Annotated in this window: 10 protein-coding genes; 6 read left to right on the top strand and 4 right to left on the bottom strand. The window is 68.8% G+C overall.

Annotated features, from left to right (window positions below; translation table 11 throughout):
- A partial coding sequence (locus AB7F93_RS13660) for a flavin-containing monooxygenase (protein WP_428303461.1) occupies positions 1–1,164 on the top strand: 1,164 nt, incomplete at its 5' end.
- A gap of 48 nt (positions 1,165–1,212) precedes the next feature.
- On the opposite strand, the gene AB7F93_RS13655 is transcribed toward AB7F93_RS13660, so the two are convergent.
- Entirely contained in the window at positions 1,213–2,862 is a 1,650-nt protein-coding gene (locus AB7F93_RS13655) for a UbiD family decarboxylase (RefSeq protein WP_428303460.1), read from the bottom strand.
- Between the two features lie 173 nt (positions 2,863–3,035).
- Between AB7F93_RS13655 and lptA the strand changes: the two genes are divergently transcribed.
- From lptA to rapZ, 4 genes are all read left to right on the top strand, one after another.
- Positions 3,036–3,551, top strand: coding sequence for a lipopolysaccharide transport periplasmic protein LptA (gene lptA / locus AB7F93_RS13650; protein WP_428303459.1), 516 nt, complete (start codon positions 3,036–3,038; stop codon positions 3,549–3,551).
- The gene (gene lptB / locus AB7F93_RS13645) at positions 3,548–4,273 is read left to right on the top strand and encodes an LPS export ABC transporter ATP-binding protein (RefSeq protein WP_428303458.1); all 726 of its coding nucleotides are present in this window, start codon (positions 3,548–3,550) and stop codon (positions 4,271–4,273) included. Before lptA ends, lptB begins: the two co-directional genes overlap by 4 nt.
- A 68-nt stretch (positions 4,274–4,341) precedes the next feature.
- Complete coding sequence (locus AB7F93_RS13640) at positions 4,342–5,814, top strand: RNA polymerase factor sigma-54 (RefSeq protein ID WP_428303457.1); 1,473 nt, start codon at positions 4,342–4,344, stop codon at positions 5,812–5,814.
- Positions 5,815–5,821: 7 nt separating this feature from the next.
- Positions 5,822–6,694: an RNase adapter RapZ gene (rapZ, locus tag AB7F93_RS13635; RefSeq protein WP_428303456.1), complete on the top strand. Its 873-nt coding sequence runs from the start codon at positions 5,822–5,824 to the stop codon at positions 6,692–6,694.
- A gap of 9 nt (positions 6,695–6,703) precedes the next feature.
- On the opposite strand, the gene prmB is transcribed toward rapZ, so the two are convergent.
- From prmB to msrP, 3 genes are read right to left on the bottom strand one after another with little or no spacing between them, the layout of a single operon-like run.
- On the bottom strand, positions 6,704–7,591 hold the full coding sequence (prmB, locus tag AB7F93_RS13630; RefSeq protein ID WP_428303455.1) for a 50S ribosomal protein L3 N(5)-glutamine methyltransferase: 888 nt from the start codon (positions 7,589–7,591) through the stop codon (positions 6,704–6,706).
- An 8-nt stretch (positions 7,592–7,599) separates the two neighbouring features.
- Positions 7,600–8,235 carry a protein-methionine-sulfoxide reductase heme-binding subunit MsrQ gene (locus AB7F93_RS13625; RefSeq protein ID WP_428303454.1) on the bottom strand — a complete coding sequence of 212 codons (636 nt, stop codon included), beginning with the start codon at positions 8,233–8,235 and terminating at the stop codon, positions 7,600–7,602.
- 3 nt (positions 8,236–8,238) lie between these two features.
- Positions 8,239–9,189, bottom strand: coding sequence for a protein-methionine-sulfoxide reductase catalytic subunit MsrP (msrP, locus tag AB7F93_RS13620; RefSeq protein WP_428303453.1), 951 nt, complete (start codon positions 9,187–9,189; stop codon positions 8,239–8,241).
- A gap of 215 nt (positions 9,190–9,404) precedes the next feature.
- Between msrP and AB7F93_RS13615 the strand changes: the two genes are divergently transcribed.
- Positions 9,405–9,653, top strand: coding sequence for a ComEA family DNA-binding protein (locus AB7F93_RS13615; RefSeq protein WP_428303452.1), 249 nt, complete (start codon positions 9,405–9,407; stop codon positions 9,651–9,653).
- The last annotated feature ends 355 nt before the right edge of the window (positions 9,654–10,008 follow it).

Genomic DNA, 10,008 nt, shown 5'->3' with positions numbered 1-10,008 from the left:
CCGAACATTCCCGGTCTCGACCGCTTCGAGGGCGAGTGCTACCACACGGGGCTGTGGCCGCAGCAGCCGGTCCGCTTCGCCGGCAAGCGCGTCGGCGTGATCGGCACGGGCTCGTCGGGCGTGCAGGCCATTCCGGTCATCGCCCGCGAGGCGGCGCATCTGTCCGTGTTCCAGCGCACGCCGCAGTACGCCATCCCGGCGCGCAACCGCCCGCTCGATGCGGACTTCAAGCGGCAGACCCGCGAGCAATGGCCGCGGCTGCGCGCGACCATGCTGGAGACGCTCGCCGGCACGCCGTTTCCGTCGCCCACGCGCTCGGCGATCGACGATACGCCCGAGCAGCGCACCGCCGCCTACGAGGAGCACTGGCAGCGCGGCGGGCTCAGCATCGCGTTCGGCACCTACGGCGACCTGATGAGCAGCGCCGCGGCCAACGAGACGCTGTGCGAGTTCGTGCGGGACAAGATTCGCCACACCGTGCGCGATCCGGCGCTGGCACGGCGTCTGCTGCCGAGCTACCCCATCGGCACCAAGCGGCTGATTTTGGACGAGGAGTACTTCGAGACCTACAACCGCGACAACGTCACGCTGGTTGATCTGCGCGACGACCCCATCGTCGAGGTCACCCCGCGCGGCGTGCGCACCGAGCGCGGCGAGCACCCGCTCGACATGCTGGTGCTGGCGACCGGTTTCGACGCCATCACGGGCGCGCTGTTGCGTCTGAACCCGCGGGGCCGCGGCGGCCGGCCGCTGAGTGACGTCTGGGCCGGGCGGTTCAGCACGTATCTGGGGCTTGCCGTGCGCGGCTTTCCGAACCTGTTCGTGATCCACGGCCCGGAGTCGCCGTCGGTGCTCTACAACATGCCGCTCGGCGCCGAGCGGCAGGCGGAGTGGATACGCGACTGCGTCGTCGACCTGCGCCGCGACCGGGTGGGTGCCATCGAGGCCGCGCCGGGCGTCGAGGCCGACTGGGGCCAGACGGTGGCCGAGATCGCCGACCAGACGCTGTTCCCGCGCACCGAGTCCTGGTACACCGGCGCCAACATCCCGGGCAAGCACCGCCAGTTCCCGGTGCACCTCGACGCGCCGGCGTATTTCCGGCGCCTGCGCGAGGTGGCGGCGGCCGGTTACAGCGGTTTCGAACTGGAACCTGAGGCGCGCTGAATCGTCTGTGTGCCCACGCGCGCCGCGGCGCGCGTGGGCTGAGGTCGATCAGCTCACGCCGCCGGTATTCTCGTCGGTGGCCTTGACGCGGCGCTGCCTGGCCGCCTCGCCGATCTCGTAGTGGCGGCCTTCCACGGCCATCTGTGCCTCGCGTTCGCACTGCTCGGACCAGAAGCCGAGGTCGTAGCCGTGCCAGGGCTTTTTCAGCTCCAGCGGCGGCAGGCCGAGTTCCTGCCAGCGCGCGATGGCGTTTTCCATGAAGTCCTTGCGCGGCAGCGCCACCGGCGGGTAGGCCCACGGCCGGCAGGCGTTGATGAGGATGGCCGACGAGCCGTTCGGCTCCATGTACTTGAAGCCCTCGGCTTCCTCCGCCTGGATGGCCGAGAAGTCCATGGCCGACATGCGCCCGTCGATGGTGCGCATGTCCCGGTGCGGCATGGCGCGCGTGGCCACCGCCCACAGCATCATCTCGGGGTCGTGGATGTCGACGTCCTCGTCGGTGACCACGAACACCTTGATGAACGCGTCGTACGCCGCCGCCGCATACAGCGTCTGCCACGGGTCGGACTTGGTGTTGCGCTTGATCTTGATGAAGCAGGTGTAATACGCCGACGTCTGCTGCGGGAAGTGCACGTCGATCAGGCCGGCGATGTTGCAGTCGTACTTGAGGTGCTTGTAGAACGAGGCCTCGAACGAGATCGACCGCAACCGCGTGCTCTCCGACGGCGGGAACTGCGACAGGATCGAGCACCAGGTCGGCCGCTTGCGGTGGGTGATGGCCGTCACTTCCATGAAGTACGCGTTCACCGGCTGCGACATGAAGCCGTGCGTCTCGCCGAACGGCGCCTCGGGTTCGAGTTCGGTGGTCGAAATCTTGCCTTCGATGACGATCTCGGCATACGCCGGCACCAGCAGGTCCACCGTCTTGGCGCGCACCACCGGCAGCGGCCGGCCGGACAGCGCACCGGCCACCTGCAGCTCGTCCGACTCGTAGGGAATCTTGGCGTTGGCGGCGTAGGACACATACGGCGGCACGCCGATGACCAGCGCGGCCTCCAGCGGGATGCCGAGGCGCTTGCATTTGACCCAGTGCAGGCCGAGGTGCTGCGGCGGGTAGGTGAAGCAGCCGATGCGGTCCGGCGCCTTCACCTGGCCGCGGTAGTTGCCGATGTTGTAGATGCCGGTCTCGGGGTCCTTGGTGACCCAGTGCGAGAAGGTGGTGTACGGGCCGTTGTCGTAGCCCGGCGTCGAGATCGGGATCGGGAACTCGCCAAGCCCGCCGTGCTCGGTGAGCGTCGCGCCCATGTGCACTTCTTCCTGGCACGGGGCGGAGCTGAGGATCTCCGGCGCGAGTGGATTGCGCAGCGCGTGGGAGACGATTTCCAGCAGGTTGTCGCCCGGCTGCATGCCGAGCCCGGTCTCGAAGATGCGCCGCGAGGCGGCCAGACACCCGATGGCCAGATCGCCGCCGAACGCGCGCCCGTCCACGCTACGCGGGTTCTTGATCAGAAACCCGCGCCGCTGGTCTTCCTTGAGACCGCGAAACTGCAATCGAACCAGGGGATGCGCCTCGGTCTCGATGGCGAGCGGCGCGTCGATTTCCCACAGCAGGTCGCGGGCGCGCAGATTTTCGATGTGCTCGCGAAAATCGATCGGCACATCGCCATTTCTAAGCGCGGACTTGAGTACAGCGGACATGGTGGCCTCCGGCGGATGACGTGATGGACTGCGAGGGCCATCCGTGGCCGTCCGGGGCGGCAAGTATGGATCAGCCAGCGCGCCGCCGGCCGCCTGTCGGCACGCTGATAAACTTTCCCTGCCTGCCCCGGCCGCATCAGCGGTCCGCGCCGTACCCAGAACAAGTTAATCCCATGCCGTCTTTATTGATTCGCCGCCTGTGCGGCGTCGCCCTGCTGGTGTTGGCCGCACCGGTCGCCGCGCTCGATTCGGATCGCCGCCAGCCGGTCTACATCGACGCTGACCGGGTGGAGTTCGACGAGGCCAAGGGCCTCAACACCTACACCGGCAAGGTGGTGGTGGAGCAGGGCACCATGCGCATCAACGCCGACAAACTGGTCATCCACATGACCAACCGCAAGCCCACGCGCTACGTGGCGACTGGCGATCCCGCCCGCTACAAGCAGCAGCCAAAGCCGGACGAGGGCGACGTGGTCGCCACCGGCAAGGAGCTCGACTACGCGGTCGCCAACAAGACGCTGACCATTCGCGGCAACGCCCACGTGACGCGCGAGGGCGACCAGTTCCAGGGCGACCAACTGGTGTACGACACGGTGAAGGACCTGGTAACCGGCAGCGGCGGCAACGGCGGCCGCATCCGCATGATCATCCAGCCGCAGGAGCAGGACGGCGGGAAGCCCGCCCCATGACGCAGCTGACAGCGCGCGAGCTGCGCAAGAGTTACCGCGGCCGGCCGGTCGTCGCTGGGGTGTCGCTCGATGTGCTGCCGGGGGAGATCGTCGGTTTGCTTGGACCGAACGGCGCCGGCAAGACCACGTGTTTTTACATGATCGTCGGCCTGGTGGCGCCGGATGCCGGCACGGTGACCATCGATGGCGCCGACGTTACCCGCGCCGACATGCCCGAGCGTGCGCGCATGGGCCTGGGCTATCTGCCGCAGGAAGCGTCGGTGTTCCGCAAGCTGTCGGTGGAGGACAACCTGCGGGCCATCCTCGAAACCCGGGCCGATCTCACGCGCGACGCGCGCGAGGCGCGTCTGGAACGCCTGCTGGCCGATCTGCACATCGGCCACATCCGCACCAGTCCCGGCGCGGCGCTGTCCGGCGGCGAGCGGCGGCGCGTGGAGATTGCCCGCGCGCTGGTGATCGAGCCGCGCTTCATGCTGCTGGACGAGCCGTTCGCGGGCGTCGATCCGATTACCGTGATCGACATCCAGCGGATCATCCGCGACCTTGCCGCGCGCGGCATCGGCGTGCTGATCACCGACCACAACGTGCGCGAGACGCTCGGCATCTGCCACCGCGCGTACATCGTCAACGAAGGCGAGGTGATGGCGGCCGGCGCGCCGGAAACCATCCTCGCCGACGATCGCGTGCGGGCCGTTTACCTGGGCGACGCGTTCCAGCTCTAGCGCGCCCGCTTTGCGCCTGTAGGCGGCTGCGGTACGCTTCTTGCTAAAGCATCATCCCCGGCTGTCGCATGAAGCAAGGTCTCGAACTCGGCGTCTCGCAGCACCTGGCCCTGACGCCCCAGTTGCAGCAGGCCATCCGCCTGCTGCAACTGTCGACGCTCGACCTGCAACTCGAAATCCGCGAAGCGCTGGACGCGAACCCGCTGCTCGAAGCCGAGGACGAGGTGGCCGACGGTCTCGCCGAGGAACTGGTGCCCTTGAGCGCGCCGGAGCAGCCGGAACGGGCGCTGGAGTTCGAGTCCACGACCGACATTCCGCAGGAGCTGGGGGTCGACGGCAACTGGGAAGACACCTTCATCGATCTTGCCGCCGGCACCGGCGCGGGCAGCCGCGACGAGGATGACAACAGCGATTTCACTGCCACGTCGAGCAAGCCCGAGACGCTGCACGACCACCTGCTGTGGCAGCTGGACCTGACCCCGTTCAGCCCGGATGACCGTTTGATCGCGGAGCTGATCCTGGACGCCATCCGCCCGGACGGCTACCTCGGGCAGCCGATCAAGGAACTGTGCGCCACGGCCAGCGAGGGGCGCGAGGAGCCGGTGGACGAGACCGAGCTGCTCGCGGTGCTGCGACGCATTCAGCACTTCGACCCGCCGGGCGTGGCGGCGCGTGATCTTGCCGAATGTCTGCGCTTGCAGATCGAGCAATTCGAGGGGCTGGACGAGTCCCTGCGGGCGGCCGCCCTGGCGGTGGTCGAGCACGTCGAGCTGCTCGCCGAGCACGACTACAAGGCCATACTGCGCGCGACCGGCCTGACGGCTGACGCGCTCGATCAGGCCGTACGGCTGATCCAGGCGCTGAACCCGCGCCCGGGCACCAGTCTCGACGCCGAGGAGCCCGAGTACATCGTGCCGGACGTGCTGGTGCGCAAGGTCCGCGGCAGCTGGCAGGTGGAGCTGAACCCGGCGATCGCGCCCAAGCTGCGCGTGAACCAGACCTACGCCGGCATGATCCGCCGGCGCGACACCGGCGCCGACAACGAGTACCTGAAAAACCGCCTGCAGGAGGCGCGCTGGTTCATCAACAGCCTCAAGAGCCGCAACGACACGCTGGTGAAGGTGGCGCGCGCCATCGTGCAGCGGCAGGTGGCGTTCTTCGAGGACGGCCCGCACGCCATGGTGCCGCTGGTGCTGCAGGACATCGCGGACGAGCTTGGCCTGCACCAGTCGACCATCTCGCGCGCCACCAACCGCAAGTACATGCACGCCCCGCGGGCGATCTACGAGCTGAAGTTCTTCTTCTCAAGCCACGTGTCGACCAGCGACGGCGGCGCCGTGTCGGCCACCGCCATTCGGGCCCGCATACGCGACCTGATCGCCGCCGAGACACCCGGCAGCCCGCTCAGCGACAACGACATCGCCGAGACGTTGAACGAGGCCGGTATCAACGTGGCCCGCCGCACGGTGGCGAAATACCGCGAAGGCATGGGCATCGGCTCGACCACCGAACGGCGCAAGGCGGCCCGCCGCAAGACCTGAGGTCACCATGTCGCAGCAGCGCGTGATCATCGTCAGTGGGCTGTCCGGGGCGGGCAAGTCCACGGCGCTGCACGCGCTGGAGGACATGGGTTTCTACTGCGTCGACAACCTGCCGATTGCGCTGTTGCCGGCACTGGGGCAGGAGCTGGCGCGCAACGACACCCATCCGCCGGCCGCGGTCGGTATCGACGCGCGCAATTTTTCGGACCTGCAAGCCTTCCCGGGCATCCTGAACGCGATCCGCGCCAGCGGCGCCGACTGCCAGGTGCTGTTCTTCACCGCCGACCGGCAAACGCTGATCAACCGCTACAACGAGACCCGTCGTCAGCACCCGCTGGCCAGCAAGGGCGGGTCGGTCAGCGACGCGATCGATGCCGAACAGGCGCTGCTGGCGCCGATCTCGGAACTGGCAGACCTGCTCATCGACAGCTCTGGCCAGAACATCTACCAGCTGCGCAACAAGGTGCGCGAGCTGCTCAGCCACGGGCCGCAGGCGCCGCTGCTGGTGTTCCAGTCGTTCGGCTACAAGTTCGGCACGCCGCTCGACGCGGACCTCGTGTTCGACATGCGCTGCCTGCCGAATCCGCACTGGCAGCCGGCGCTGCGCGAGTTCACCGGGCGCGATGCGCCGGTGCGCGATTTTCTGGCGGCCCAGCCGGACGTCGAGCGCATGTTCGAGAGCGTTTGCCAGTTCCTGGAGACCTGGTTGCCGGCTTTCGCGCGCAGCGACCGCAGTCAGCTCACGGTCGGCATCGGCTGCACCGGGGGTCGACACCGGTCCGTCTACATGGCGGAGCGGCTCGCTCAGCACTTCACGGCGGTTCAGGCGCGCACGCTGCATGGCGAAGTGCTGGTGCGGCACCGGCAGCTCGGCGGCTGAAATCCCCCGTCAGCGAAGCGCCTGTTGCAGTTCGTCGCGGCCGATCAGCGCCACGCCCTCGCCGCCACGTTCGAGCTCCAGCCACAGCAGCGGCCAGTCGGGCAGGCGCTCGGCCAGCGCCGGCCAGGTGGCGCCCACCTCCAGTACCAGCACGCCGCGCTCGGTCAGGTGCGCCGCGGCGCCGCGCAGGATGCGCAGCGGGTGCTCAAGGCCCTCGTCCGGCGACAGCAGGGCGCCCGCCGGCTCGTGGCGATACTCGACCGGCAACTGCGCGTACTCGGCCTGCGGCACGTAGGGCGGGTTGCTCACGATGAGGTCGTAGCGCTCCCCGCGCAGCGCCGCGTAGAGGTCCGAGCGCAGCAGGCGCATGCGGTCCTGAAGGCCATAGCGCGTGACGTTCGTCTGCGCCACCGCGAGCGCGTCGGCGCTGATGTCGACCGCGTCCACCTGGGCGTCCGGGAACGCGAGCGCGCAGGCGATGGCGATGCAGCCGCTGCCGGTGCCGATGTCGAGAATACGTGCCGGGGGCGCGTCGTCGAACCACGGTGCAAAGCCGCGGTCGATGAGTTCGGCAATCGGCGACCGCGGGATCAGTACCCGTGGGTCCACCGCAAACCGCAGCCCGGCGAACCACGCCTCGCCGGTGAGGTAGGGCGCCGGCAGGCGCTGCGTCACGCGCCGCTCGAACAGCGCCAGCACGGCGGCGCGCTCGCTGGTAGTGAGCGCCGCGTCCATGAATTCCGGCGCGAGCGGCAGGTCCAGATGCAGCGCGTGCGCGATCAACACCGCCGCCTCGTCGGCCGCGCCGGTCGTGCCGTGGCCGAAAAAGACGCCGGCGGCGGCAAAGCGGCTGGCGCCCCAGCGCAAGAAATCGCGCAGCGTACGCAGTGAATCCAAGGGGTGGCTCAGTGGGTCGAACGGGGGGCGGGCGGCGCCGCAGGCGTGGGCGCGCGGCGACGCAGCGCGAGCCAGCGGGCGGCCAATAGTAGGACAAACACGGCAAGGTAAATGGCCGGCTCGCGCGTGTCGGCCTTCACCTTCCACCAGAAGTGCAGCAGCGCGAGGCCGGCCGCCACGTACACCAGGCGATGCAGCGCCTGCCAGCGCCGCGCGCCCAGTCGGCGGATGGCGCCGTCGAACGACGTGGCGGCGAGCGGCAGCAGCAGCGCGAACGCCGCCATGCCGGCGGTGATGAACGGGCGCTTGAGCACGTCGGCGATGATCTGCGACCACAGCAGGCCCTGGTCGAGCACCATGTAGACCAGCAGATGAAGCAAGGCATACGACGCCGCGGTCAGGCCCAGCAGTCGGCGATGGCGCAGCGGCACCGACCAGCCGGTGAGACGCCGCACCGGCGTCGCCGCCAGCGTGAGCAGCACAAAGCGCAGCGCCCACTGCCCTAGCTCAAGCGTGAGCGCTTCCACCGGATTGGCGCCGAGACGATCGCCGAGCGCTCGCCACAGCAGCGCGAGCGCCGGGGCGATCGCCAGCACCCAAAGGCTGGCCTGCCACAGGCGCGCCCGCAACGCAGCGGCCGGCATCCGTCAGAAGTCCTGCCGCAGGTCCATGCCCGCGTACAGCCCCGCCACCTGCTCCGCGTAGCCATTGAAGGGCAGCGTCGGCCGGCGGGGTGAGAACAGGCCCTCGCCGAGGCGCCGCTCCCGGGCCTGCGACCAGCGCGGGTGGTCCACCTGCGGGTTCACGTTGGCGTAGAAGCCGTACTCGCGCGGCGCGACGATGTTCCAACTGGTGGCGGGCTGCTGCTCCGTGAAGCGGATGTGCACGATCGACTTCACGCTCTTGAAACCGTATTTCCAGGGCACCACCAGGCGCAGCGGCGCGCCGTTCTGGTTCGGCAGCACGTCGCCGTACAGGCCGACCGCGAGAAACGCGAGCGGGTGCATCGCCTCGTCAAGACGCAGGCCCTCCACGTACGGCCAGGGCAGCACGTCGCGCCGCTGGCCGGGCATCCGGTCCGGGTCGTGCAGCGTGGTGAATTCGACGAACTTCGCCGACCCGAGCGGCTCCACGCGCCGCAGCAGGTCGGCGAGCGGCAGGCCGATCCACGGGATCACCATCGACCAGCCCTCCACGCAGCGTAGGCGGTAGACGCGCTCCTGCAGCCTTCTGGGCTGCACCAGGTCGTCGACGTCGAGCGTCAGCGGCTGCGCCACCGCGCCGTCGATTCGCACCTGCCAGGGGCGCGGGCGCAGGGTGTGCGCGTTGGCCGCCGGGTCCGCCTTGTCGGTGCCGAACTCATAGAAATTGTTGTAGCCGGTTACCAGTTCCCGGGGCGTCAGTTTCTCGTCGGTGCCGAATGGCCCGCGTTCGGCACCGGCTAGCGGCCCCGGCGGCGCTGCGGCTTTTCCGGCGCCGGGCAGCAGTGCAGCAAGTCCCGCGCCGAGGCCCGCCTGCAAGAGTCGCCGCCGCCCCTCGTAGACCGGCCGCGGCGTAACGGCCGACATCCTCTCATTCTTCCATGTGACACGTTGCATAAGCACCTCCGGCTGGGGCTCGCACAATCGCTCGCGCAGGCCGCACCGACACGCGGCGGTGGAGGCGTTCCACAGGGCGCGACCGTCGGCACAACAAGGGGGCATCCCCCGCGGGCTGCACTGGAGCGATCGAACGTAACCGTCCACTCAGACCATCGCAACGGAGAAAGATCATGTCCACACTGTCTCGCATGGGTTTCGCTGGATGCATCGCGGTGTTTGGCGGCCTGGCCACTGCCGCACCCGTCGACATCAATTGCGCCGACGCGGCAGCCTTGGCCGGCGGGCTGAAGGGCGTAGGGGACGCCAAGGCGGCGGCCATCATCGCCTACCGCACCGAAAACGGCCCGTTCAAGAGCGCCGACGACCTCGCCAATGTGTCCGGCGTCGGGCCGAAGACGGTCGAGGAAAATCGGGCCGACATCACGACCAGCGAAAGCTGCGAGGCGCCCGAGAAGCCCTGATCCTGCAGCGCCTTCCCCGCGCTCGCCGGCAAGGCTGGCGTGGGGAAGGCAACGCTGATGCCGCCGGCGGTGCTCGGCATGGGGGATGCCCGGCCATCAGCGCGACAGCGTGCGGTTGGCGCCGTCCGCCTGGATGGGCTGGCCGCAGATCCCATCCAGAACGCTCCCATCCCAGCCCTCCGCGCGCCGGGACAGTCCTTAGAGCGCCACCGCGGTTTGTGTCCTGGGTGCGACGTTACCCCCTGATTGAGTAGCGCGGAGGCTTAGAGTCCGACTGAGACCGAAGGAGGTCGGACGTGAAGAAGCGGTATAGCGAAGAGCAGATCATCGGGTTTCTGAAGGAAGCGGACAGCGG

It is taken from the genome of Immundisolibacter sp. (genome assembly GCF_050250495.1).
Lineage (GTDB): Bacteria > Pseudomonadota > Gammaproteobacteria > Immundisolibacterales > Immundisolibacteraceae > Immundisolibacter.
Note: the sequence above shows the minus strand (reverse complement) of the source record. Positions and strands in the feature narration are given on the sequence as shown.

What these genes read in the sequence shown, in the direction of transcription:
- AB7F93_RS13640 (WP_428303457.1), top strand. Translation starts at nt 4,342, where the DNA reads ATGAAGCAAGGTCTCGAACTCGGCGTCTCGCAGCACCTGGCCCTGACG.
- AB7F93_RS13655 (WP_428303460.1), bottom strand. Translation starts at nt 2,862, where the DNA reads ATGTCCGCTGTACTCAAGTCCGCGCTTAGAAATGGCGATGTGCCGATC.
- lptA (WP_428303459.1), top strand. Translation starts at nt 3,036, where the DNA reads ATGCCGTCTTTATTGATTCGCCGCCTGTGCGGCGTCGCCCTGCTGGTG.
- rapZ (WP_428303456.1), top strand. Translation starts at nt 5,822, where the DNA reads ATGTCGCAGCAGCGCGTGATCATCGTCAGTGGGCTGTCCGGGGCGGGC.
- msrP (WP_428303453.1), bottom strand. Translation starts at nt 9,189, where the DNA reads ATGCAACGTGTCACATGGAAGAATGAGAGGATGTCGGCCGTTACGCCG.
- lptB (WP_428303458.1), top strand. Translation starts at nt 3,548, where the DNA reads ATGACGCAGCTGACAGCGCGCGAGCTGCGCAAGAGTTACCGCGGCCGG.
- AB7F93_RS13625 (WP_428303454.1), bottom strand. Translation starts at nt 8,235, where the DNA reads ATGCCGGCCGCTGCGTTGCGGGCGCGCCTGTGGCAGGCCAGCCTTTGG.